The organism is Deinococcus sp. YIM 77859 (genome assembly GCF_000745175.1).
GTDB lineage: Bacteria > Deinococcota > Deinococci > Deinococcales > Deinococcaceae > Deinococcus.
Window position 1 is genome coordinate 1560245 of sequence record NZ_JQNI01000002.1, and the last position, 23714, is coordinate 1583958.

A 23714-nucleotide genomic window follows, 5' to 3' on the forward strand; every position below is an offset into this window, starting at 1 on the left:
GTGGAGAGGGGCCCGCAGGTTGTCTCTCCCCAAATGCCGAGGTCTAGTCGCAGCGGAAGAGTTACCCTACCCCTATGACCACAACACGGACGGAAACGGCCTGGGCAGAGGTACAGCAACGCTGGCAGGAACTCGCCGACCTGGGCGGGATCGGCTCTCTGCTGGGATGGGACCAGAGCACCTACCTCCCGGCGGGCGCAGCGGCAGGAAGGGCACGGCAGCGGGCCCTGCTTTCCCGGCTGCGGCACGAGCGGGCGACCGATTCCACCTACGGGCGGCTGCTGGAGGAGCTCTCGGACCGGGACGACCTGACGCCCGTGCAGGCGCGCATGGTAGCGGTTGCCCGCAAGGACTTTGAGGAAGCCACCCGCTTTCCCAGCGAATTTGTCGCCGAGTTCAGCCGGCACACCGGTGAGAGCTACGCCGCATGGGCAGAAGCGCGCCCTGCCAACGACTTCGCGCGGATGGTGCCGTACCTCGAAAAGACCCTTGACCTCAGCCTGCAGGCCGCCAGCTACTTTCCGGAATTCAGTGATCCCCTCGATTACTTCATCGACCAGTCGGACGAGGGCATGACGGCGGCGCAGGTCGGGGAGGTGTTCGCCCAGCTCCGCGCGGCGCTGGTGCCGATGGTCGAGGCCGTGACCGGGGCCACACCGCCCCGCACAGACTTTCTGCACCGCCATTACCCGGGACAGGAGCAACTGAAGTTCGGCGAGTCGGTGATTCGCGACTATGGCTACGACTTCACGCGCGGGCGACAGGACCTCACCCATCACCCCTTTATGATCCGGCTGGGCGCGCAGGATGTCCGCATCACCACTCGGGTGAAGGAAGACGACCTCTCGGAAGCCCTGTACTCCACCCTGCACGAATCCGGCCACGCGATGTACGAGCAGGGCATCTCAGAGGAGCTGCTGGCCACACCGCTGGGAGGCGGCGTGAGCGCAGGCGTTCATGAAAGCCAGTCCAGGCTATGGGAAAACTTGGTTGGCCGAAGCCGTGCCTTTTGGGCGGCGTACTTCGGGCCCCTGCGCGACGCCTTCCCGGAGCAGCTCGCGGACGTGACCGAGGAGGAGATGCACCGCGCCGTGAACACGGTGGCCCGCTCCCTGATCCGCACGGATGCCGACGAACTCACCTATAACCTGCACGTCATCACCCGCTTCGAGCTGGAACGTGACCTGCTCGCCGGCCGTCTGGCCGTGCGTGACCTGGCTGACGCCTGGCACGCCGCCTACGAGCAGAACCTGGGCCTGCGTGCACCCAGCGACGTAGACGGCGTCTTGCAGGACGTGCACTGGTACTTTGGGAGCATCGGCGGGGCTTTTCAGGGCTATACCCTCGGCAACGTGCTGAGCGCGCAGTTCTACGCGGCCGCCGAGCGGGCGAATCCGGGGCTGGCAGAAGACATTGCCCGCGCCGATTTCCACCGCCTGCACGGCTGGCTGCGCGAGAACGTCTACGCCCACGGCCGCCGCTACACTCCCAACGAACTGGTCGAGCGCGCAACCGGGCAGGCCCTCACGGTGGAACCCTACCTGAAGTATCTGCGCGGGAAGTACGGAGAACTGTACGGGGTGACGCTGTGAACTGCCCCAGCCCCTAAGGCCGGGGCTTCTCGTGGCACGCCTCTTCCACCACGAAAGCCGGTCGCCCGCTTGGTGTGTCTGCACATGCGACACTGCTGCAAGGTGTCTGCGGCAAATCCTCTCCGGCCAGCTTTTGCCGCCTGGCGAGAGAGGAAAGATGACGCTCGCGTCACCCCCGGCGCACATGCGCCAGCATCAGCTCTGCCGTCGCCCGCAGGGCATCAAGGTGGGTGCGCTCGTAGGCGTGGCTGGCGTCCACACCGGGGCCGATCAGCGCGACGGGATAGTCGCCACCCGCTCGCCAGGCCGCCGTGCCATCACTGGCGTAGTAGGGATAGAGGTCAATCTTAAGGTCCAGGCCCGCGCGACGGGCGGCTTCCCGCAGACGTTGACCCAGCGCGTGGTCGTACGGCCCACCGCTGTCCGTCACACAAAGGGTGACGTGATGCTCGCTGCTCGTCTGGCCCTCGCCCACCGCGGCCATGTCCACGGCGATGAGTTCGTCGGTGTGGGGCGGAATTCCGGTTGCTGCTCCGTGCCCGACCTCCTCATAGGTGGTGACGTGAAAGGCGACCGTGTGGACGGGCGGCCCTTCCAACAAGGCCCGCGTCACGCCTATAAAGAGGGCGACAGCGGCCTTGTTATCGAGGTGGCGGCTCTTAAGGTACCCCGCTTCCGTCAGAACGGCGCGGGGATCGAGGCTCACGAAGTCCCCGACCTCGATGCCCAGAGCCCGCGTCTCGCCAGCACTCGCCGTGGGGGCATCCAGGCGAACTTCCATCACGCTCTGCTCGCGCCGCAGCTCACGCAGGGCCGGTCCGTGGACGTGGGTGCTTTGGCGCGTATTCACAACGGTCCCGGTGACGGGGTTGCCCCGCCGCGTATGGACCTGTACGTACTCACCCTCGATGGTGGCCCAGTCGTAGCTACCCAGCATGGCGAGGCGCAGGCGCCCATTCTCTTTGATCTCCTTGACCATCGCGCCCAGCGTGTCCACGTGGCCGCTGAAGGTGGTGTGCGGCGCCTCGGGTTGCCCCACGACCTCCCAGGTCAGCGCGCCCTTCTTGCTGCGAGTAAAGGGCACGCCGAGCGCCCTGAGTTCCTCCTCCAGCAGGCGCACGGCAGCCCCCGTAAACCCGGTCGGACTGGGCGTGTTGAGCAGGCGCAGCAGCAGGTCGGTCGTGTACGCCAGGTCGACGGGGGTGGGCGGAACAGTCATGGGGGGATGATACCCACGCGCCCAAACCCGGCCCCGCTGGGGCGATACCCTGCCACCATGAGCTATGCCGAAACGCTGGGCATGCAGGTGCTGGAAGCCACCCCCGAGCGCACCCGCGTGACCCTGACCGTCACCGCGGGCGGCCTCAACATGCACGGCACGGCCCATGGCGGCCTGCTGTTTAGCCTCGCGGACGAGGCCTTTGCCCTGATCAGCAACCTGGAAGCGCAGGCGGTCGCGATCGAAACCCACCTGAGTTTCTTTCGCGCGGCCCACGTCGGGGACGAACTGGTTGCGGTCGCCACCCCAGAGCGAGTGGGCCGCACCCTGGCGACCTACCGGGTGGAGGTGCGGCGCGGCGAGAAGGGGGAGCTCCTGGCCCTCTTCCTGGGGACGGTGTCGCGGCGTGCCAGGTTAACTTCCGTCTCCCCCTGAGCCTCCTCTTTGTGTTATGTTATTTACGTAAGGAGGCAGGATGCTGCATATCGAATTCATCACCGATCTGGGCGCAAAGGTGACGGTGGACGTGGAAAGCGTGGACAAGCTGCTCGACGTGCAGCGCCAGTACGGACGTCTGGGCTGGACGAGCGGCGAGGTTCCGCCCGGCGGCTACCAGTTTCCGTTGGAGAATGAACCCGACTTCGACTGGTCGCTGATCGGCGCTAGAAAATGGACCAGCCCCGACGGTGAAGAGATGATTCTGCACCGCGGCCACGCCTACCGCCGCCGCGAACTGGAGGCGGTCGACAGCCGCAAGATGAAGCTTCCCGCCGCCGTCAAGTACTCCCGCGGCGCCAAGAACACCGATCCCGAGCATGTCCGCGAAAAGGCTGACGGCGAGTTCGAGTACGTGACCCTCGCCATTTTCCGTGGCGGCAAGCGGCAGGAACGCTACGCCGTGCCCGGCGGCAACCGTGCGTCCACGCAGGCAGCTCCCGCCCGCCCCGCTGCGGCCCGTGCCCCGGGTGGCCGCTCCAGCGCAGCTGCGGTGCAGGACGAAGAAACGCCCTTCTGAGGGGCTTTACCCTCGCCGCGCCTCAAGCACGCCCCGCACGTCGGCAGGCTGCCAGCCCTCGGGCTTGAGCAGCTTGCCGTCGGCGCGTTTGGGGCCGCTCGTCTTGCTCAGATTGGCGCGGTGGATCTCGGCAAATACAGCGTCGGCGTCGATCCCGAGCGCGTCCAAAGCACCATAGGTCACGTACAGGAGGTCGGCGAGCTCATGGGCGAGGGGCGCGAGGTCGGCGGGAGAGACCGCTTCGGCTCGGTGTAGGCGAGCTTCCAGGGTGGCGAGCTCGTCCTCGACTTCCGCCATCTCCTCACGCAGCAGGGTGCGGCGCAGCGTCAGCAGGGCGAGGTCCGGCACCGTCGGGCGCTCGGGTGAGGGCAGGCCCGCCGCGCGGTGAAACGCACGCAAGCGAGCAGCGTTGGTGATGAAAGGCGCAGCCATCCCCCGATCCTAGACCAAAGCGAAGAGGAAGCCCCAGAACCGGGCTTCCTCTCTTGGGGGTGCGGGTGACGGGCCTCGAACCCACCTGCGGCCACTGCGTTCCTACGGTCTCTACCGCTGCAGTCCGGCCCGCTCGCGCGCCCGTTTATGGGAGGTGGGCGTCTCCCTCCAGCTCGGGCTGCCCCGAAAGCCGAGACAAAGTATGCTCGCCCCGCCACCGGCCTGGATGTGCCATCTGGCAGAGCAGCCTTAAGAAAACTGGCCGGGTTTCGCAGAGGCGGGTGAGGGAACCTTCATGAGTATTCAGCCGCTTGGCACGCTGGGCCGCCGCCGGGCTCAATCCCAAGACATATTCTTGCAGCCTCAAGGCATAGGAACGTTCTGGCCCTACCCTGGTCCTCGTGAACGTGAATATTCTGGGGATTCCGATGGACCTAGGAGCGGGGCGGCGCGGCGTGGACATGGGGGCCTCGGCCCTGCGAAACGCGCACCTTGCCGCGACGCTGCGTGCCCTGGGGCACACCGTATCCGACCTGGGCGACGTGGACGTAGCGCTGCCCGAGACGCTTGACAAGCACGCCAGCGCGGGGCTGGTGTTTCTCGAACCGATTCTGGAAGCGTGCCGTGCGGTGGTCGAGCGGCTCCGGCACCTTCCGGAAGACGTCTTTCCGGTGACGCTGGGAGGAGACCACTCGGTCAGCATGGGAACCGTGACGGGCAACGCGCTGCGCGGCCATCCCACCGGAGAACGCACCGGCCTGATCTGGGTGGACGCCCATACCGACTACAACACACCCGAAACCAGCCCCAGCGGGAATATCCACGGGATGCCCGTCGCGCACCTCACCGGGCTGGGAGACCCGCAGCTTGCCGGGCTGGGCGGCGGCTGGCACATGCGCCCTGAAGACATCGTCATGATTGGAATTCGCAGCGTGGACCCGCGGGAGCGCGAGCTGCTGCGCGAAGCGGGGGTACAGGTGTACACCATGAAGGAGGTGGACCAGCTCGGCATCACCCGCATCACCGAGGAGACGCTCGACCGCCTTGGCGACGTGCGGCGGCTGCACGTGTCCTTTGACGCCGACGCCCTAGATCCCACGGTCGCGCCCGGCGTGGGCACTCCCGTGCCCGGCGGCCTGACGTACCGCGAAGGTCACCTCCTGATGGAGCTGCTCAGCGAGTCGGGCCGAGTGACCAGCCTGGACATCGTGGAGGTGAATCCGGTGCTCGACACCCGCAACCAGACGGCCGAGGTGATGGTGGGAATGGCCGCCAGCCTGCTGGGCCAGCGCATTCTCTGAGGCCAGCCAGGAGGCGCCGGGAAACCGGAATTGCAACCGCCGCAGCATTCTCACCCCACCAAGTTCCCATCTGTCCAGAGCAGAATGGAAACACCCATGAACGCCCAACCGCGCCCGTCCGCTCGGCGTGTCTCCGCCCTCCTCGCCACCACGCTGCTGCTCACGTCCGGGCTGGGCCCGGCGACCCTCGCTCAGCCTTCCGCTGCCGTTTCCCCCGCCCAGGCGACCTTTGACGAGGTCAACCGCCTGCTCCACGAGGACTACGGCGGGCTTTCCACCGTGGACCGCCAGGCCCTCACCCGTGAGTACCAGGCGCGGCTGAACGCGGTGTGCGCCGCCATGCTCAGCACCTGCCCGGCTGAAAAGGCGTACCCGGTGCTGGAGGCCGAACTCACGGCGCTGGGAGACGAGCATACCTTTTTCATGACCCCCGAGGACTACCGCGATTTCATGGCGAGCGCGACGGGCGGCAACCGTCAGCAGTTTGGGGTCAAGCTCGCACGTCTCGACGGAGAAAACCGGGTCGTGCTCGAAGTCCTGCCGCAAAGCGCCGCCGAGGAAGCGGGCCTGCGCCGGGGAGACGTGCTGCTTACCCTGAACGGCCAACCCTACACGTACGCCGCCCTGCGGGAGGCGCGGCAAGCCGGGCGCAGCATTACGCTGGAGGTGGACCGCGCCGGGCAGCGCCTGACGGTACGCCTCACGGCGCGCGACAGCAGCACCCGTGACCTGCCGCGCCTGAGCTTTACCGGCGCACAAAACAACATCGCGGTGCTGCGCATTCCCACGTTCCTGTCGGGGGGCGGGGTGGCGCAGCGCGTGCATGACCTGGTGGGCGAGGCGCAGGCGCGGGGCGCGCAGGGCATGGTGGTGGACCTGCGCGGCAACCCGGGGGGCAGCCTGCTGGAATGTGACGGGGCAGTGAGCGCCTTCGTTCCGACCTTTACCCGGGTCGCCCGCAGTGCGGACGGCAACCTGCCCACGCTGATTCAGCGCGGGACTCGCTTTGAGAACGGGCGCAGCAGCGGCGGCGTTCGTCACCCGCAGCTGTGGACCGGGCCGCTGGCGGTGCTGGTCGACCGCAGCAGCGCCTCGTGCAGCGAGTTTTTCGCCTACGAGGTGCAGTACGCCGAGCGCGGCCCGGTGGTCGGAGAGGTCACGGCGGGCGTGGGAAACACCGCCACCTACGTCTTTCCCATCAAGACTCCGCCGGGACAGGCGGGCGAGGCACCTCCCGCGGTTCAACTCACCATCATCAGCTACGTCAAACCCGACGGCCAGCCCTACCCCACCCAGATCACGCCCGACCAAGTGCGCGAGCAGACCGAGGAGGACGTGCGGCAGCTCACCCGCGGCCACGACACCCTGTTGGACCTCGGGGTACAGGCCCTTGCCACCGCACCGACCCTCGCGCAGGACCGGCCGAACCCCTGAGGCCAGCTCACTTCTCGCGGATGCTCCACCCCTGCCTGCGCACCGCCGTCATCAGGCGGTCCATGATGGGGTCAACCTCGGCATCCGTCAGGGTTCGCGTGCCGCGAAACACCAGGCGCACCGCCACGCTGCGCTGCCCCTCGGGGATGGGCGCACCGACATACACGTCGAAGGGCTCCATGCTTTCGAGCAGCTCGCCCGCCTCGCGCCGCAACAGCGTGGCGATCTCGCCGTAGCTCACCTCGCGCGGAGCGATCACGGCCAGGTCACGCCACGCCGCCGGGGCACGGCTGGGGTCACGAAAGGCCCACTCACGGCCTGGAAGGGGCAACGCCGCCTCCAGCAGGAAAGTCTCTCCTTTCAGGCCAAACGCCTGCGCGACTTCGGGGTGAAGGGCCCCCAGCCAGCCCACGGGCTGCCCGTTCCACACGACTTCCCCGGCGATCCCGGGATGCAGGGCGGGCGGCACCGCGTCCCCACGCAGTTGCCGCACCTCGAAGCTGGCGCCCAGAGCGGCGGCAAAGGCTTCCACCAGCCCCCTAAACACCTCAAAGGATCCCGCCACGCCCGGCAGGTGCGTGGGCGGCGCGAGGGGACCGCGCATCAGGAGCCCCAGGCGCTCGGCCTCGCCGCCCGTGGGGAAAATCCGCCCGAGTTCAAACAGCAGCACGCGCTCGCCCTTTGGATAGGCCTGTGCGGCTTTCAGAAGGCTGGGGTAGAGGGCCGTGCGCAGCCCGGTTCGGTCAGCGCTCAGGGGGTTGCGCAGGCGCACGCCGGGGCGCTCACTGCGGGCTTTTTCTGCCTCCTCGTCGTTCGTAAAGGTATAGGTGACGACCTCTTGAACGCCCAGGCCCGCCAGGGTCCGGCGCAGCTCGGCACGGCCCACGCTTTCGCGCTCCGCACCCAGGTTGCTCGGGTGAACGCGCAGGGTGGGCAGCGTCTCCGGAAGGTGCGCGTAGCCGTAGAGCCGGGCAACCTCCTCCGCCAGGTCCTGCCAGATCTTTAGGTCGACTCGCCAGGAGGGCGGGGTGACCGTGAGACGGTCCCCGTCCTGCTCCACTCGGCACCCCAGGCGGGCGAGGATATCCACCATTTCCCCGGTGGCCACGGCCATGCCCAGCAGCGCGCGGATCTGCTCACCGGTCGCCTCGATGGGGCCCGGCACTTCCGGCTGACCGGCGACGGTCGCCCCGGGATGCGGCTGCCCGCCGGCCTGGGCGAGCAGGCCCACCAGCCGGTCCGCCGCGCGGGGGGGCAACAGCGGGTCCACGCCGCGCTCGTAGCGGTAGGCGGCGTCCGTCTTCAGGCCCAGCCGGGTGCTCGTCCGGCGCAGGAGGACGGGGTCAAAGTGCGCCGACTCGATCACCACGTCCCGTGTGTCGGCCCGCACGTGTCCGTGATCGCCCCCCACGATTCCCGCAATCCCCAAGACGCCCTGCCCCGGTTTTGGCGCGCCCGCTGTCGCCAGGGCTTCGGCCACGCTGGGGATGGTCACCTCGCGCCCGTCGCGAATCAGGAGGTCTTCGGGGCCGACCGTGTGTTCATGGCCCAGCAGATCCCGCACGACCTCGCCCTGACGCAGGCCAAAGGAGACGACGATCTGATCATCCACCACATCCCGGCGGTCGTACAGCGCCGTGGGCTGCCCCAGTTCCAGCATCACGTAGTTGCTGGTGTCTACGATGAGGTCGATGGGGCGCATCCCACTCAGGGTCAGGCGCCGCTGCATCCACAGGGGCGAGGGACCGTTGTGCAGACCGCTTACGGTACGGGCGACGAAGTGGTCACAGCCGAAGCGAATCTTGCGCGAGGGGTCGCGCTCCAACGTCACGCCACGCGGGGGAAGCGTGACACGAATCTCACCTGCACCGCGGGCTGCCGGTCCCGCCTCCGGCTCGCGCAGTTCCAGCTGCAAAAAGGCCGCCAGATCACGCGCGAGGCCTAGGGCGCTCAGCACGTCGGCGCGGTTGGGCGTCACCTCCACGTCAAGCACGTGGTCGGCTGCCCACAGCTCGCGCATGGGCGTCCCCGGCTCGGCGGTGCCCACCGGAAACAGCAGCAGGCCCGTGCTTGTTTCACCGATGCCCAGCTCCTTTGCGCTCGCCGCCATCCCCCAGGACTCCACGCCCTGTATCTGCCGCACGCCGTATTCCACGCCGTCCAGCGTCGTGCCGGGCGTGACGAGCGCAACCACCGTTCCCGCAGGCAGGCCAGCCGCGTTGGGCGCACCGGAAGCCACCGTCTTGGTGCCGTGCGGTCCCACGTCGAGCGTGAGCCGGGTGAGCTGCGTTCCTTCCACCGGATCAGCGGCGGTGACCGCCGCGAGGAGAACGCCCGCGGGCGGAGCGGGAACTTCTTCGATACCTTCCAGCGGGAGGCCCATGCTGGCGAGGACCGGTTCGAGGTCGGGGGCAGGCGGCAGGCCAGGAACGAGTTCTTTGAGCCAGGAGTAGGGCAGTTTCATAGGAACCTCGGAAGGGGGCGGGTGTCAAACGCCACTCTGGAATTCGTCCTTTTTCCTTCTCCCGCCGGTCGGGCTTCACGGGGGCGGCCGCTCTGTTCAACCGAAATCCGTATCACGCCAGCTCCCCCCGGAACTGCCCCAGTACCCGCGGGTCGTTGGCGTAGAAATACCGGATATCAGGAATCCCGTACTTCAGCATGGCGATGCGCTCGGGCCCCAGGCCAAAGGCGAAGCCGGTCTTGCCCTCGTACACGCGGGGCTTGCCCTGCTGCTCCCGCAGGTCGTCCACCGCGCGAAAGACATGGGGATGAACCATCCCGCAGCCCCCGAGTTCCAGCCACTTGCTCTCGCCGCGCGGGTTATCCCACCACACGGCGAAATCCGCGCCGGGCTCCACGAAGGGATAGTAGGAGGGCTGAAAGCGGACGCGCGCCGTAGGGCCGTACAGGCCGCGGGCCATCTCGGCAATCGTGCCCTTGAGGTCGGCCATGGATATGCCTTCGCCCACCACCAGGCCTTCAAGCTGGTGAAACATGGCCTCGTGGGTGGCGTCGGTCGCCTCATAGCGGTAGACCTTGCCGCGCACGACCACCTTGAGGGGGGGCTCGTGCTCCACCATGTAGCGCACCTGCATCGGGGAGGTGTGGGTGCGCAGCAGGCGGCCGTCTTCCAGCCAAAAGGTGTCCTGCAGGTCACGGGCGGGGTGATACCACGGCACGTTCAGCGCCTCGAAGTTGTGCTGCTCGTCTTCGACCTCCGGCCCCTCGACGACCGCGTAGCCCATGCGCTCAAAAATGCCGATCAGCTCCTCATACACGCGGTTGACCGGATGCAGGCCGCCCGCCGGGAGCTTGAGGCCGGGCAGGGTCACGTCGAGGGCCTCAGAGGCAAGTTTCGCGTCCAGCGCCGCGCGTTTCAGGGCCGCCTCACGCTCGGCCAGCGCGGCGTCGATCACCTGCCGCAGCGCGTTGAGCTCCGCACCGCGGCTCCTGCGCTCTTCGGGAGACAGCTTGCCCAGGCTCCCGAGTTCTCGGGTGACCAGGCCATTCTTGCCGACGTAGCGCGTCTTGACCGCCTGGAGGGCCTCCAGCGTATCGGCCGCCTCGATGGCTTGCAGGGCTTCTTCTCTCATCGCGTCTCCTGTCCCAAAAAAGCCCCGCCACTGGAGATGGCGGGGTCTCGCGCTCGACCTAGAATCAGGCGGGCGTGCCCCGGTCGCTGCTAAACGGCGAACGTGTACCGGTCCGGGGCGTCATGGCTCCAGGGTAGCGGCCAGGAGCAGGGGGGTCAAGCCGGGGGCGATCACACAGCCTGCGGCTGAAGGCCGAGTTTTCCTCCGTCCCCACTGCTGAGACAGCCCCCCCGCATCCCTCCCGAGCCGGTGTTACCGTACCCTCATGACCACCGCTGACCAACCCGCTGCCGTCCGTGATACGGCTGTCTTTGACCTGATCGCGCAGGAGGCCGAGCGCCAGCGCGTGGGGCTGGAGCTCATCGCCTCCGAGAACTTCTGTAGCGCCGCCGTGCGCGAGGCGCAGGGAAGCGTCCTGACGAACAAGTACGCCGAAGGCTACCCCGGCAAGCGCTGGTACGGGGGCTGCGAGGTCGTGGACCAGATCGAGCAGCTCGCCATCGACCGGGTCAAACAGCTTTTCGGGGCCGCGTGGGCCAACGTGCAGCCGCACTCCGGCTCCAGTGCGAACCTCGCCGTGTATAACGCCCTGATCGAACCGGGCGATACGGTGCTGGGGATGGACCTCTCACACGGCGGGCACCTCACGCACGGCAACCCGGTGAACTTCTCGGGCCTGCGCTACACCATCGTCGGGTACAAGGTGAACCCCGAGACGGAACGCATCGACATGGAGGAGGTGCGCCGCCTCGCCCACGAGCACAGGCCGAAGATGATCATCGCCGGAGCCAGCGCCTACAGCCGCGTCATCGACTTTGCAGCGTTCCGGCAGGTGGCGGACGAGGTCGGGGCGCTTCTGTTTGCGGACATCGCACACATCGCGGGGCTGATCGCGGCGGGACTACACCCCAATGCGCTGCCGCATGCGCATGTGGTCGCCTCCACCACCCACAAAACCCTCAGGGGTCCGCGCGGCGGCGTCATCCTCAGCAACGATCTCGAGATCGGGGCAAAAATCGACCGGGCCGTCTTCCCCGGCTACCAGGGTGGGCCGCTTGAACACGTGATCGCCGCCAAGGCCGTCGCCTTTGGGGAAGCCCTTCAGCCTGAATTTAGGGCGTACGCGACCCAGATCATCCGGAACGCGCAGGCGCTCGCCCAGGCCTTTCAGGCGAGGGGGTACCGCGTCGTCTCGGGCGGCACCGACAACCACCTCTTCGTACTGGACCTGCGCCCACAGGGGCTCAACGGCACCAAGGCCACCCGGCGGCTCGACGCCAACCACATCACGATCAGCAAATCCACCCTGCCCTACGACACCGAAAAAATCCTGCACGGCGGGGGCATCCGGATCGGCACGCCCGCCGTCACCACCCGCGGCATGAAAGAAGAGGACATGTCCACCATCGCGGACCTGATCGACCGCGCGCTGAGGGGCGAGGACGTGAAGGCCGAAGTCCACACGTTCGCGGGGCGCTTCCCGCTGCCCTGACGCCGAGGCGGAGGGGGCACGCCTCCCCCCTCCGCCTCAGCGCGGTAACGTTGTCTCTCCCATCAGAAACTCGTCCATCGCCCGCGCGGCCTGCCGACCCTCGCGGATGGCCCACACAACCAGGCTTTGGCCGCGGCGCATATCCCCGGCAGCAAACACGCCGGGCACATTGGTGGCGTAGCCCCCCCGCGCGTCCGTGCTCGCCTGCGCGTTGCCCCGCGCGTCCTTGTGAACCCCAAAGGCGTCCATGACGGTGCTGACCGGGCTCACAAACCCCATCGCCAGAAGCACAAGGTCGGCGGGGTACACCTGTTCGGTGCCCGCGACTTCCTGTAGTCTCCCGTCCACAAGCTCGACCCGGACAGTTTTCACGCCGGTCACGCGACCGTGTTCGCCCAGAAACTCCTTGGTGGCAATGGCGAATTCGCGTGCGCAGCCCTCCTCGTGGCTTGTGCTCGTGCGAAACTTGAGGGGCCAGTAGGGCCACACCAGGGGCTTGTTCTCCTGCTCGGGGGGCGCGGGCATCACCTCAAACTGGGTGACGCTCTTGGCACCGTGACGATTGCTGGTGCCCACGCAGTCACTCCCGGTGTCGCCGCCCCCAATCACGATGACGTGCTTGCCGTCCGCCCGAATCTGCTTTTTGAGGCGGTCTCCCGCGTTGACCCGGTTTTGCTGCGGCAAAAACTCCATCGCAAAGTGAATACCGTCCAGCTCGCGCCCGGGCACCGGCAGGTCGCGGGGCTGCTCAGCGCCGCCCGCCAAAAGGACCGCGTCGAACTCCGCGCGCAGCTCCTCAGGCGTGACCGTCTGCCGGCTGAGGTTATTCACCCGGGTGCCCTCGGGCAACTGTCCTACCAGGGTGCGGGTGCGGAAGGTGACGCCCTCGGCCTCCATCTGGGCCACGCGGCGGTCGATGTGGTGCTTTTCGAGCTTGAAGTCAGGGATGCCGTAGCGCAGCAGGCCACCGACCCGGTCGTTTTTCTCAAAGACCGTCACGTCATGCCCGGCGCGGGCAAGCTGCTGCGCCGCCGCCAAACCGGCGGGGCCGGAGCCCACCACCGCCACCTTTTTTCCGGTCTTGACCCTGGGAGGCTGCGGCGTGATCCAGCCCTCCTGCCAGCCGCGCTCGGCGATGGCAAGTTCAATGGATTTGATGCCCACTGGGTCACTGTTGATCCCCAGGGTGCAGGCAGCTTCGCACGGCGCCGGGCAGATGCGGCCCGTAAACTCCGGGAAATTGTTGGTGGAATGCAGGTTCTCGACGGCGGCGCGCCAGTCGTCCTGGTACACGAAGTTGTTGAAGTCGGGGATGATGTTGCCCACCGGACAGCCGTTGTTGCAAAAGGGAATGCCGCAGTCCATACAGCGTGTCGCCTGCCGGCGCGCCAGGTCCGGCGCCAGGGGCAGCAGGAACTCGTGGTAGTGCTTCAGGCGCGCCTCCACGGGCGCGTAGGTCTCTTTGACGCGCGGCTGCTCGAGGAAACCGGTGACTTTGCTCATGGGGACTCCAGAGGGAGGCGTGAGAAGGTGGAGGAGGCTCGGGTGCGGGGACCTCGGCTGAAGCCTTGTGCTGCGGCCCCCGCGCTCTTTGTGCCCAGCCGACCTCAGGGCGTGAGGGCGCCCTGACCCTCGGCGGGGCGGTGTTCAAGCATCGCGGCGGCGGCCTGCGCCGTGCCGGGCCGCTGTCCGGCGCGAGCCGCCAGCGCACGCTGGTACTCGTGGGGAAAGACCTTGATAAACCGCTTCAGGGCATTGTCCCAGTCGTCGAGGAGTTCTCCGGCGCGCACCGAACCGGTCCAGCGGTGGTGGTCTTCGATCAGGCGGCGCAGCAGGGCCTCGTCGGGCTGCCCCGCGTGCAGGGTGGCGGGATCAGCGCTGAGCATCTGCTCGTCTTCGGGCTGCACGCGGGAGAGGCCCACCATGCTGAGGTTGCAGCGCTGCTCGAAGCGGCCATCCACGTCGTACACATAGGCCACGCCGCCCGACATCCCCGCGGCGAAGTTGCGGCCGGTCTTGCCCAGCACGACGACCGTACCACCGGTCATGTACTCGCAGCCGTGGTCGCCGGTGCCCTCGACAACCGCCGAGGCTCCGGAGAGGCGCACCGCGAAGCGTTCCCCCGCAACACCGCGGAAAAAGGCCTCACCGCTCGTCGCGCCGTACAGCACGGTATTCCCAACAATGATGTTCTCCTCGGCGCGGCCACGGAACTCGATGCTGGGGCGCACGACCACCCGGCCGCCGGAAAGGCCCTTGCCGGTGTAGTCGTTGGCGTCGCCGATCAGGTACAGGGTGATGCCGGGCGCGAGAAACGCCCCGAAGCTCTGGCCGCCGGTGCCCTCCATCTGAATAAAGATGGTGTTGTCGGGCAGACCCTGCGGGCGGCGGCGCATCAGCTCGCCGGAGAGCATCGCGCCCACCGTGCGGTTCACGTTGCGCACCTCCTGCAGGAAGTGGATTCGCTCGCCCCCCTCGATGGCAGGACGGCACCGCTCGATCAGCCGCCGGTCCAGGGCGCGCTCCAGGCCGTGCTCCTGCCCGCTGAGATGACGGATGCCCACGGTTTCGGGCACCTCCGGACGGTAGAAGACGCGGCTAAAGTCCAGGCCCCGCGCCTTCCAGTGCTCGATGCCTTTGCGGGTGTCCAGCAGGTCGCTGCGGCCCACCAGATCGTCAAAGCGGCGGAAGCCGAGCCTCGCCATGATCTGGCGAACCTCCTCGGCCACGAAGAAAAAGAAGTTGATGACGTGCTCGGGCTTCCCGCTGAACTTCGCGCGCAGCACCGGATCCTGGGTCGCCACCCCCACCGGACAGGTGTTCAGGTGACACTTGCGCATCATGATGCAGCCTTCTGCGACAAGCGGGGCGGTGGCAAAGCCAAACTCATCGGCACCCAACAAGGCGCCGATCACCACGTCACGGCCGGTTTTGATCTGTCCGTCCACCTGCACGCGCACCCGGTCACGCAGGCGGTTGAGCACCAGGGTCTGCTGCGTTTCCGAGAGCCCCAGTTCCCACGCCGTGCCCGCATGCTTGATGCTGCTCCAGGGGGAGGCACCGGTGCCGCCGTCATGCCCAGCAATCACGATGTGGTCGGCCTTTGCCTTGGCGACCCCCGCCGCGACGGTGCCCACTCCCACCTCCGACACCAGCTTCACCGAGATGTCCGCGCGCGGGTTCACATTTTTCAGGTCGTGGATGAGCTGAGCGAGGTCCTCAATGGAGTAGATGTCGTGGTGGGGGGGCGGGCTGATCAGCCCCACACCGGGCACCGAGTGGCGCAGGTAACCGATGTACTCGCTCACCTTGCCGCCGGGAAGCTGACCGCCCTCGCCGGGCTTGGCCCCCTGCGCCATCTTGATCTGAATCTGGTCCGCCGAGATCAGGTAGCTCGTGGTGACCCCGAAGCGGCCCGAGGCGACCTGCTTGATGCGGCTGCGCAGGCTGTCTCCAGGCTGCAAGGGGTAGTCCACCTCCACCCGGCTTGGTCCCAGGATGCTCGCCAGCGACTCGCCCTCCCCGATGGCCTCGCCGCGCAGCTCCCGCTCGTAGCGGGCGGGGTCCTCGCCGCCCTCGCCGGTGTTGCTCTTGCCACCGATGCGGTTCATCGCGACGGCCAGGGTGGCGTGCGCCTCGGTGGAGATCGAGCCCAGGCTCATCGCCCCCGTCGCAAAGCGCTTCACGATCTCGCTGGCGGGCTCCACCTCTTCGAGCGGCACGGGGGTCACCCCCTCGGTCCTGAACTCAAACAGACCCCGCAGGGTCATGTGACGCTGCGACTGGTCGTTGATGATGCGGGCGTACTCCTCATAGGTCGCGTATTGGCCGCTGCGCACGGCATGTTGCAGCTTGGCGACCGCATCGGGCGTCCACATGTGTTCTTCGCCGCGCACGCGCCAGGCATACTCGCCGCCCACGTCGAGGTTGGTGCGCAGCAGCGGGTCGTCACCAAAGGCCGCGCGGTGGTTGCGCAGGGCTTCTTCTGCCACCTCGAACAGGCCGATGCCGCCCACCTGGGTCGACGTGCCGGTGAAGTACCGGTTGACGAAATCGGCCTGCAGACCGACCGCCTCAAAAAGCTGCGCGCCGCAGTAGGACATGTACGTGGACACGCCCATCTTGGACATGATCTTCGAGAGCCCTTTGCCCACCGCCTTGATGTAGTTGCGCACCGCCTGTTGCGGAGTGAGGCCCGTGAGCTCCAGACCCGGCACCGGCGTGTGCAGGTGCACCAGGGTTTCCAGCGCGAGGTACGGGTGAATCGCTTCCGCGCCGTAGCCGGCAAGACACGCGAAGTGATGCACCTCGCGGGCATCGCCGGTTTCTACCACGAGGCCGACCTTCATGCGCAGGCCGGTGCGCACCAGGTGATGGTGCACGGCCGACAGGGCGAGCAGGGCAGGAATCGCCACACGGTCGCGGTCAAGGCGGCGGTCGGTGAGAATCAGAATGTTGTGCCCGCTGCCGATCGCGTCGACCGCCCAGGCGCAGAGGGTGGCCAGCCGCGCCTCGATGCCTTGGGCACCCCAGAAGGCGGGGTAGGTGAGGTCAAGCTCAAAGGAGCTGAACTTGCCGCGCGTGTGCTCCCGGATCGCCCGGATGCGCTCCATGTCGTCAAAGTCGAGGATGGGCTGGTTCAGCTCGAGGCGAAGCTGCGGGTTGACCGCGTTGATGTCAAGCACGTTGGGGCGCGGCCCCACAAAGGACACCAGCGACATCACGACCGACTCGCGGATGGGGTCGATGGGCGGGTTGGTGACCTGCGCAAAGAGCTGCCGGAAATAGTTGTACAGCGGCTTGGTGCGGTGAGACAGCACCGCAAGGGGCGCGTCGTTCCCCATCGAGCCGACGCCCTCCTCGCCGGAAAGGGCCATCGGCCCCATCAGGAACTTCAGGTCCTCCTGGGTATAGCCGAACGCCTGTTGCCGGTCGAGCAGCGACTCGCGGAACTCGCCGGGCTGGCCGGTCTCCTCGTCGCTGGTAACGGTCACGCGGGTGTTCTCGACCCACTGCCGGTACGGGCGAGCAGAAGCAAACTGGAGCTTGAGTTCGTCGTCCTCGATGATGCGCCCCTGTTCCAGGTCGATCAGGAACATCTTGCCCGGTTGCAGCCGCCACTTCTTGACAATGCGGCTTTCGGGCACCGGCAGCACCCCCGACTCGGAGGCCAGAATCACCAGGTCGTCTCGCGTCTGCAGGTAACGGGCGGGGCGCAGGCCGTTGCGGTCCAGGGTCGCGCCGATCACGCGCCCGTCGGTAAAGACCATCGCAGCGGGGCCGTCCCAGGGCTCCATCAACGCCGCGTGGTACTCGTAAAAGGCGCGGCGGCGGTCATCCAGCAGGGGATGCTGCTCCCACGCTTCGGGGATCATCATCATGGCGGCGTGCGCGAGCGGGTACCCGGCCATCACGAGCAGTTCCAGCGCATTGTCAAAGGTGGCGGTGTCGGACTCGCCCTCAAAGGAGATGGGGTAGAGCTTTTTGAGGTCCTCGCCCAGCACCGGCGACTGCATGATGCCCTCGCGGGCACGCATCCAGTTGAAGTTCCCCTTGACGGTGTTGATCTCGCCGTTGTGGGCCACCAGGCGGTAGGGGTGCGCGAGCGACCACTCGGGAAAGGTGTTTGTGGAAAAGCGCTGGTGTACCAGGGCCAGCGCCGAGACCACCTGCGGCTGCTGGAGGTCGAGGTAGTATTCGCCCACCTGCGTGGCGAGCAGCAGGCCCTTGTAGATCACGGTGCGGCAGGACATGGAGGGCACGTAGTACTCGCCCCCGTGGGTGAGGTTCAGCGCCCGAATCGCGTTGGAGGCGCGGCGGCGAATCACGTACAGCTTGCGCTCCAGGGCGTCGGGCACCAGCGTATCGGGCCCGGCCCCGATAAAGACCTGCCGAATAACCGGCTCCTTGGCACGCACCGCAGGACTCATCGGCATCTCGCGGCTGACGGGCACGTCACGCCAGCCCAGCAGCACCTGGCCTTCTGCCTGAATGGCCCGCTCCAGTTCCTGCTCACAGGCGCGGCGAGAAGCGATCTCTTTGGGCAGAAAGATCATCCCTACGCCGTAGTCCCCGGGGGGCGGGAGGGTCACGCCCTGCCGGTTCATCTCGGCTCGGTAGAACTCGTCGGGAATCTGGATCAGGATGCCCGCCCCGTCCCCCATCAGGGGATCGGCCCCGACGGCACCGCGGTGGTCGAGGTTTTCCAGAATCCTGAGGCCCTGCTCGATGATCGCGTGCGACTTCTGGCCGCGCAGGTGCGCCACAAAGCCCACGCCACAGGCGTCATGCTCGCGCGCAGAGTACAGGCCGTGTGTGCCCGCCCGGGCGAGGTCCGAACCGGACGGGATAGGGTATTCAGCCGGAGGCATCCGGCGTTCTGACTGGTCCATGTTGACGCTCCCCTGGGGCGAAATCCGGCTTGCCCCGTGTGCAAGCCGCTGCATTAAAGGTACATTTAAATGCAAGGGGCGCGCGGCGGTTGTTTAAACGCCTGTTGTCCCCCAGCGCCAAGCAGCGTGACGCGGGGGCAAAAGGGGACGAGCAGCGCTTTGCATAAGCATGCAGAAGACCGGCCCCAGCCAGAACAGGTGGGCCTGTTCAGCATGCCGGGAAAGGGGCCTGCGCTCGGGGGCCCTGTCTGGACGGGAAAGGCCCTAGGCGGGCCGCAGCGTGAGCAGCGTTATTTCCGGCGGGCACAGCATCCGCAGGGGAAAGCCACTGGTGCCCAGGCCGCGGCTGACGTAGGCGGGTGTCTCATGGGCGCCCGTCACCCAGCCCATCGCGTACCGCTCGCCGTAACGGCTGGGCACGACCGGCGCCCCAAGGAGGGGGACTCGGATCTGCCCGCCGTGGGTATGGCCGCACAGAACGAGGCCTACCCGGCTCGGCAGCTCCGGCAACAGATCTGGATTGTGGCTGAGAAGCAGCGTAGCCTGCTCGGTTCTGGCGCCCGCGAGGGCGGCGCGGGGATCGGGCTGACCGTACCAGAAGTCGTCCACGCCGCCCAGGTACAGGTCTTCTCGCAGGGCGCGGTCCTCATCGCGCAGGAGGGTTACCCCCACCTGGGCAAACGCCGCCCGCAGCTCTTCTCGCCGCGCCTCCCAGCCGGCTGCCGCTTGGCCCAGCCCCGAGCGGTCATACCGCCCAAAGCTGCCGTAATCGTGATTGCCCCACACGCCGTAGACGCCCAGCGGCGCACGCAACCGAGCGAGTTCGCGGAGCAGGGGCGCGGGATCAGCGTCCTTGCGCGTGTCCAGCAGGTCGCCCCCCAGCAACACCACGTCGGGGCGCTCAGCGTTCGCGGCCTCCACCCAGGCGCGGACGCTTCCCGCAAAGACATACAGGCCGTAGTGCAGGTCCGTCAGGAAAGCGGCACGCAGGGGCGCGCGCAGGCCAGGCAGGGTGGTCTGCGCGCGCGTCACGCCGAAGCGGTACGCCTGAGCCACGCCCGTTCCGCCCAGAACCCCGGCCGCCAAGCCGCCCCCCAGCAGGGCGCGCAGCATGCGGCGGCGGGTCAGGCGAGGCGAGGCGGAGTCCGGCATGGGGGCAGGGTAGCGCGTGGGGATGAAGGGTCCATCCGCCGAAAGACGCACCCGTTCGCTGTTTCTTGGCCTTCTGCTCAGGGGCGGAGCCGGGCGGGCTACACTGCCCCCATGACGTGGGCCGGTGATCTGCTGGTGGTGGACGTGCTGGACGAGGACGCGGGCCTCGCGGACGTAGAGGACACGCGGGGCCGCACCTACCAGCTCCCCGTGGAGTGGCTGCCCGGTGTGCGGGAGGGAGCGGCCTACCGGATTATTCCGACCGGGGAGGGCGTCACCTTCACCCCGGACCCCGCCGGCGCGCGGCTGCTGCGCGAGCGCAGCAAACAGACCCTCCTCGACTTCGTGGACGAGCACGAGGAGCGCTGACGTGGCGCGTCAGGTCGTTCTCCTTCCAGACCTGCACGGACGGGCGGACCTGCTCGCCGAGGCCGCCGCCTATATCGCGGCCACCTATGGCCCGGACGCGCACCTGCTTAGCCTGGGAGACGCCATCGACCGGGGGCCACAGAGCCTCCAGTGTGCCGAAGTGCTGCTCGACCTGCAGCGCCAGGGCCGCGCGACCCTGCTGATGGGCAACCACGAGCGCATGGCGCAAGAGGGCCTGCGACACTTCCGGCAGTACCTGGCCTCGCAAAACCCCGCCGACTACCGCCGGGCCCTGGAAGGCCTGCGCTGGTGGATGGAGAATGGCGGCGAAAGCGTGCGCCGCGAGGCGGGTGGCCTGACGCTGGAGGGGTTTCCGCCCGGGCTTGCCGCGTACCTTGACGCACTCCGACGGGTGGTCTACGTGACGGCAGACGGGGAGATTCACGCCTCGCCACCGGCAGAAGCAAGCGTCCTGGTGGCCCACGCGAGTCCCCCTGTGCGGCACCCGCAGTACCCCAGCCCGGAGTCGGCGGCGCTGTGGCTGCGGCCCTATGACGGGCCCTTTGCTCTGCCGGAAGGTGTCACCTACAGCGTGCACGGACATACACCCGTTCGTGAACCCGTACGGCTGGGACGACACGTCTACCTCGATCTGGGCGCCTATGAGACGGGCCGCCTCGCGCTGCTCCCCGTGACGGTCTCCGGGCGCCCCGCCGTCACGGTGCTGGAGGGTCCGGGCCATCCGGGAGCGGCACGCCGGTACCCGACCTTTGGTGAGCCGCTGCCCACGCGGACCGTGACCCTGACGAGGAGACCCGCATGAGCAAGAGCAAACGGAGTGCTGCCGCCGAGAAACTCAAGCCCCTATGGGACGACCTGCGGGCGGGCGACCCCAGGGCCGTCCACGAGGCCCGCAAGCTCAGCCGGCGGGCACAGGCGGAACTGCGCGTCGCGAACGCCGGCAAGAAGGCAGAACGGGCCTGGCGCGAGCTGCGCCGTGCCGCGGCTCCCCTGCGTGACCACGACGTAGCGGGCGAGCACCTGCGCAGCGCCCTGCTTGAGCTGGACGTGCCCACCTCCACCCTCGCCTACTTCGACCAGACCTGGGCCGAGCGGCGGGCCGCCCTGCTCGCACAAACCACCTGGCCGGAGCGCCCGACCTCCTTTGCGCTTGCGAGCGGCTGGAAGGGCCGGGCGCGGCGGCTGCTCGAAAAGGACAGGGCGAAGCTTGTGCGTGAGGGTCAAGCCGCGCTGGCCTCCTCGGACCCCGAACAGTGGCATGCCTGGCGCAAACGCCTCAAACGCCACCGCTACACGCTGGCCCTGCTGGGAGAGGTGCCCCCGGCCGTCACCGACATGCTCGAAGCCCTGGGCCGGTTGCAGGACGCTGAGGTGGTGCTCGCGATCCTGCACCGTGATCCCGACCTCCTGCGCTTCGAGCGTGCTCGACTGATCGCCCGCGAGGAGACGGCGCGGCATGCGGCGCGGGAGCGCGTGCGCGAGCTGTTCCCGGAGCTGGCCCGGCAATTGCGGCCGCAAGCACCGGAACAAGACCAGGTGCCGTAGCCGCTATGGCCGAACACGCTCACGGCCACGGCCAGGCCGCCAACGCCCGTCGGCTCGGCCTTGCGCTGGCCCTCACCGGCACGTTCCTGATCGTCGAGGTCGTCTCCGGCTTCCTCTTCGGCAGCCTCGCGCTGCTGTCGGACGCCGGGCACATGCTCACGGACGTGGCGGCGCTCGCCCTCTCCCTGTTCGCCCTGCGCCTCGGCACGCGGCCCGCTGATCGCTGGCGCACCTTTGGGTACCGCCGGGCGGAGGTTCTGGCGGCGGCCCTGAATGCCGCAGTCCTCTTCGCCCTCGGCCTCTTCCTCCTGCTGGAGGCGTACGAGCGTCTGCGCGAGCCCGTCCCCGTTCAGACCACGCCGATGCTGCTGGTGGCCGTGCTGGGCCTGTTGGTGAATCTCATCAGCGCGCGCGTCCTCGCCGGGGGCAGCGAACACAGCCTGAATGTCCGCTCCGCCTACCTCGAAGTTCTGGGTGACCTGCTGGGTTCGGCCGCGGTGATCGTGGGGGCACTGGTCATCCGGTTCAGCGGCCTCGCCTGGGTGGACCCCGTTCTCGCCGCCCTGATCGGCCTGTGGGTCCTCCCCCGCACCTGGACCCTCCTGCGAGCCAGCGTGAACGTGCTGCTTGAAGGGGTGCCCGAGGGCCTGAACCTCGATGCCCTGCGCGCCGACCTCCAGGCCCTTCCCGGCGTACAGGAGGTCCACGACCTGCACGTCTGGAGCGTCACGAGCGGCGAACACAACCTCAGCGCGCACCTCGTGAGCGACCGGGCTCCAGCTGCCCTGCTCCCACAGGTGCGGGTGGTCGCAGAGCGCTACGGCATCAGGCATACCACCGTGCAGGTGGAGCCGGAAGGCCTCCACACGGGACACGCTGAGCCGCTGCACCCGTAGGGCGGGCGAAGGGCCCGGCGCGCCCTGCTGCCCCACAACCCCCGCTAAGCTCGTTCCCCAGCCGGGCCTTCCTCCTCCAGTCGCGCCAGATCGCCTGGGGTATCCACATCCGCCAGCAGTGGGGCGGGAAGACGCACCCGGACCGCCTGCCCCGCCCACTGCCGCAGCAGCAGACGCGGCCCGTGGTCAGCGTCGGGAAGCTCCCGCAGGGCCGCCAGCAGGTCCGCGCGAAAGAGGTGCGGCGGCGCGAGCACCGCGTCTCCCCCCGGCTCACCGTATTCGGCCAGCACCAGCGGAGCGCCCGTCTCCCGGAAGGCGGCGAGCAGGCGAGCATGCGCCTCGCCGGTCAGCCGGGGCATGTCGGCAAGCGCGAAGTGCGCCCCGGCCACCCCAGCGGGCAGGGCAGCCACGGCGGCGCGAAAGGAGCCCGCCATTCCCCGCTCCGGCTCGGGGTTGACGGCAAAGGCAAAGGGCAGGTCGGCCAGGGCCGCCCGCACCCTCTCCCCTACCTCGCCCGGGGGGACGACCGCCAACAGGTGGGAGAGTCCACCCGCCGCCAAAGCCCGCGCCGCATGCCGCACGAGAGGTTCTCCCCACAGAGCCGCCAGCTGCTTGGGGTGGCCGAGGCGGGTGCTGCGCCCGGCGGCGAGCAGCACACCCGCCACCGCCGCCAAGGAAGGCGGTCCAGAAGGGTGGGGCATGGTTGCAGTCTACTTCTGCCGGGCACACCGCTCACGGGCTGGGGCAGAATGGGGGAAGTCAGACCACCCGGCTTCTTTCGGAGGTGCCCCATGAAACTCAGTTACAGCGGTCAGGAACAGGTCAAGGCTCCCCCGGCGGCGGTGTGGGCCTTTGTGCAGGACCCGGAGCGGGTGGCCCGCTGCCTGCCGGACGTGCAGGAGGTGGTGGTTCACGGTGAGAACCGCCTGGACGCGACCGTGCAGGTGGGCGTGGGGATGGTGCGGGGCAAGTTCAAGTTCAACATCGAGGTGCAGCCTGACCCGGCGGCGAACCGCGTGAACGTGAAGGTGCAGGGGGGCGGCCTCGGGAGCGTGGTGGACCTCACGGCAGGGGCAGACATCGTCGACAACGGGGACGGCACGACCACGCTGAACTGGACGGGAGACGCGACCATGCGGGGGCCGGTGGCAACCGTGGGCGGGCGGGTGCTGGACGCACAGGCCCAAAAGCTGATCCGGCAGACCTTCCAGAACCTGAGCACGCAGGTGGGGGCCAGCGCCGGAACGCTGGCGTGAGG

Annotated in this window: 19 protein-coding genes; 11 read left to right on the forward strand and 8 right to left on the reverse strand. The window is 68.1% G+C overall.

The annotated features are described in order from the left end of the window. Positions 1 to 74: 74 nt before the first annotated feature. Positions 75 to 1592, forward strand: a complete 1518-nt coding sequence (locus EI73_RS07665; RefSeq protein ID WP_034385697.1) for a carboxypeptidase M32 — start codon at positions 75 to 77, stop codon at positions 1590 to 1592. 169 nt (positions 1593 to 1761) lie between these two features. Here the strand turns inward: EI73_RS07665 and EI73_RS07670 are convergent, their stop codons facing one another. After that, entirely contained in the window at positions 1762 to 2811 is a 1050-nt protein-coding gene (locus EI73_RS07670; RefSeq protein ID WP_034385700.1) for a M42 family metallopeptidase, read from the reverse strand. Positions 2812 to 2868: 57 nt separating this feature from the next. Between EI73_RS07670 and paaI the strand changes: the two genes are divergently transcribed. Further along, the gene (gene paaI, locus EI73_RS07675) at positions 2869 to 3246 is read left to right on the forward strand and encodes a hydroxyphenylacetyl-CoA thioesterase PaaI (RefSeq protein WP_034385703.1); all 378 of its coding nucleotides are present in this window, start codon (positions 2869 to 2871) and stop codon (positions 3244 to 3246) included. A gap of 40 nt (positions 3247 to 3286) precedes the next feature. Then, entirely contained in the window at positions 3287 to 3826 is a 540-nt protein-coding gene (locus tag EI73_RS07680; RefSeq protein ID WP_034385706.1) for a single-stranded DNA-binding protein, read from the forward strand. 6 nt (positions 3827 to 3832) lie between these two features. Here EI73_RS07680 and EI73_RS07685 read toward each other — a convergent pair whose 3' ends face one another. Further along, the gene (locus tag EI73_RS07685; RefSeq protein ID WP_034385708.1) at positions 3833 to 4258 is read right to left on the reverse strand and encodes a hypothetical protein; all 426 of its coding nucleotides are present in this window, start codon (positions 4256 to 4258) and stop codon (positions 3833 to 3835) included. Between the two features lie 401 nt (positions 4259 to 4659). Between EI73_RS07685 and rocF the strand changes: the two genes are divergently transcribed. Next, positions 4660 to 5559, forward strand: a complete 900-nt coding sequence (gene rocF / locus EI73_RS07690) for an arginase (protein WP_034385711.1) — start codon at positions 4660 to 4662, stop codon at positions 5557 to 5559. 96 nt (positions 5560 to 5655) lie between these two features. Further along, on the forward strand, positions 5656 to 6993 hold the full coding sequence (locus tag EI73_RS07695) for a S41 family peptidase (protein WP_034385713.1): 1338 nt from the start codon (positions 5656 to 5658) through the stop codon (positions 6991 to 6993). A 7-nt stretch (positions 6994 to 7000) separates the two neighbouring features. Here EI73_RS07695 and EI73_RS07700 read toward each other — a convergent pair whose 3' ends face one another. Continuing rightward, positions 7001 to 9457 (reverse strand): phenylalanine--tRNA ligase subunit beta, encoded by a 2457-nt coding sequence (locus EI73_RS07700; protein ID WP_034385715.1) that lies wholly within the window; start codon positions 9455 to 9457, stop codon positions 7001 to 7003. 112 nt (positions 9458 to 9569) lie between these two features. Then, positions 9570 to 10589, reverse strand: coding sequence for a phenylalanine--tRNA ligase subunit alpha (pheS, locus tag EI73_RS07705; RefSeq protein ID WP_034385718.1), 1020 nt, complete (start codon positions 10587 to 10589; stop codon positions 9570 to 9572). 265 nt (positions 10590 to 10854) lie between these two features. On the opposite strand from pheS, the gene glyA reads away from it, so the two are divergent. Next, positions 10855 to 12081, forward strand: a complete 1227-nt coding sequence (glyA, locus tag EI73_RS07710) for a serine hydroxymethyltransferase (protein WP_034385719.1) — start codon at positions 10855 to 10857, stop codon at positions 12079 to 12081. A 36-nt stretch (positions 12082 to 12117) separates the two neighbouring features. Here glyA and EI73_RS07715 read toward each other — a convergent pair whose 3' ends face one another. The 3 genes from EI73_RS07715 to EI73_RS07725 form a co-directional block, all read right to left on the reverse strand. Next, positions 12118 to 13584 carry a glutamate synthase subunit beta gene (locus EI73_RS07715; protein ID WP_034385720.1) on the reverse strand — a complete coding sequence of 489 codons (1467 nt, stop codon included), beginning with the start codon at positions 13582 to 13584 and terminating at the stop codon, positions 12118 to 12120. Positions 13585 to 13688: 104 nt separating this feature from the next. Next, complete coding sequence (locus EI73_RS07720) at positions 13689 to 18452, reverse strand: glutamate synthase-related protein (RefSeq protein WP_051935447.1); 4764 nt, start codon at positions 18450 to 18452, stop codon at positions 13689 to 13691. Between the two features lie 285 nt (positions 18453 to 18737). Next, positions 18738 to 19625 (reverse strand): metallophosphoesterase, encoded by an 888-nt coding sequence (locus EI73_RS07725; RefSeq protein ID WP_034385722.1) that lies wholly within the window; start codon positions 19623 to 19625, stop codon positions 18738 to 18740. Between the two features lie 111 nt (positions 19626 to 19736). Here EI73_RS07725 and EI73_RS07730 point away from each other — a divergent pair, with 111 nt between their 5' ends. From EI73_RS07730 to EI73_RS07745, 4 genes are read left to right on the forward strand one after another with little or no spacing between them, the layout of a single operon-like run. After that, on the forward strand, positions 19737 to 19994 hold the full coding sequence (locus EI73_RS07730; protein ID WP_034385724.1) for a hypothetical protein: 258 nt from the start codon (positions 19737 to 19739) through the stop codon (positions 19992 to 19994). Position 19995: 1 nt separating this feature from the next. Next, positions 19996 to 20817 (forward strand): metallophosphoesterase, encoded by an 822-nt coding sequence (locus EI73_RS07735; protein WP_034385726.1) that lies wholly within the window; start codon positions 19996 to 19998, stop codon positions 20815 to 20817. Then, complete coding sequence (locus EI73_RS07740) at positions 20814 to 21560, forward strand: CHAD domain-containing protein (protein ID WP_034385727.1); 747 nt, start codon at positions 20814 to 20816, stop codon at positions 21558 to 21560. Before EI73_RS07735 ends, EI73_RS07740 begins: the two co-directional genes overlap by 4 nt. 5 nt (positions 21561 to 21565) lie before the next feature. Next, positions 21566 to 22456: a cation diffusion facilitator family transporter gene (locus EI73_RS07745; RefSeq protein WP_034385728.1), complete on the forward strand. Its 891-nt coding sequence runs from the start codon at positions 21566 to 21568 to the stop codon at positions 22454 to 22456. Positions 22457 to 22500: 44 nt separating this feature from the next. Here the strand turns inward: EI73_RS07745 and EI73_RS07750 are convergent, their stop codons facing one another. Continuing rightward, positions 22501 to 23157, reverse strand: coding sequence for a nucleotidyltransferase family protein (locus EI73_RS07750; protein ID WP_051935448.1), 657 nt, complete (start codon positions 23155 to 23157; stop codon positions 22501 to 22503). Between the two features lie 90 nt (positions 23158 to 23247). On the opposite strand from EI73_RS07750, the gene EI73_RS07755 reads away from it, so the two are divergent. Next, complete coding sequence (locus EI73_RS07755) at positions 23248 to 23712, forward strand: carbon monoxide dehydrogenase subunit G (RefSeq protein WP_034385729.1); 465 nt, start codon at positions 23248 to 23250, stop codon at positions 23710 to 23712. The last annotated feature ends 2 nt before the right edge of the window (positions 23713 to 23714 follow it).

Coding starts and splice junctions, on each gene's coding strand:
- EI73_RS07665 (WP_034385697.1), top strand. CDS start 75: ATGACCACAACACGGACGGAAACGGCCTGGGCAGAGGTACAGCAACGC.
- EI73_RS07670 (WP_034385700.1), bottom strand. CDS start 2,811: ATGACTGTTCCGCCCACCCCCGTCGACCTGGCGTACACGACCGACCTG.
- paaI (WP_034385703.1), top strand. CDS start 2,869: ATGAGCTATGCCGAAACGCTGGGCATGCAGGTGCTGGAAGCCACCCCC.
- EI73_RS07680 (WP_034385706.1), top strand. CDS start 3,287: ATGCTGCATATCGAATTCATCACCGATCTGGGCGCAAAGGTGACGGTG.
- EI73_RS07685 (WP_034385708.1), bottom strand. CDS start 4,258: ATGGCTGCGCCTTTCATCACCAACGCTGCTCGCTTGCGTGCGTTTCAC.
- EI73_RS07695 (WP_034385713.1), top strand. CDS start 5,656: ATGAACGCCCAACCGCGCCCGTCCGCTCGGCGTGTCTCCGCCCTCCTC.
- EI73_RS07700 (WP_034385715.1), bottom strand. CDS start 9,457: ATGAAACTGCCCTACTCCTGGCTCAAAGAACTCGTTCCTGGCCTGCCG.
- pheS (WP_034385718.1), bottom strand. CDS start 10,589: ATGAGAGAAGAAGCCCTGCAAGCCATCGAGGCGGCCGATACGCTGGAG.
- glyA (WP_034385719.1), top strand. CDS start 10,855: ATGACCACCGCTGACCAACCCGCTGCCGTCCGTGATACGGCTGTCTTT.
- EI73_RS07715 (WP_034385720.1), bottom strand. CDS start 13,584: ATGAGCAAAGTCACCGGTTTCCTCGAGCAGCCGCGCGTCAAAGAGACC.
- EI73_RS07720 (WP_051935447.1), bottom strand. CDS start 18,452: ATGCCTCCGGCTGAATACCCTATCCCGTCCGGTTCGGACCTCGCCCGG.
- EI73_RS07725 (WP_034385722.1), bottom strand. CDS start 19,625: ATGCCGGACTCCGCCTCGCCTCGCCTGACCCGCCGCCGCATGCTGCGC.
- EI73_RS07730 (WP_034385724.1), top strand. CDS start 19,737: ATGACGTGGGCCGGTGATCTGCTGGTGGTGGACGTGCTGGACGAGGAC.
- EI73_RS07740 (WP_034385727.1), top strand. CDS start 20,814: ATGAGCAAGAGCAAACGGAGTGCTGCCGCCGAGAAACTCAAGCCCCTA.
- EI73_RS07745 (WP_034385728.1), top strand. CDS start 21,566: ATGGCCGAACACGCTCACGGCCACGGCCAGGCCGCCAACGCCCGTCGG.
- EI73_RS07750 (WP_051935448.1), bottom strand. CDS start 23,157: ATGCCCCACCCTTCTGGACCGCCTTCCTTGGCGGCGGTGGCGGGTGTG.
- EI73_RS07755 (WP_034385729.1), top strand. CDS start 23,248: ATGAAACTCAGTTACAGCGGTCAGGAACAGGTCAAGGCTCCCCCGGCG.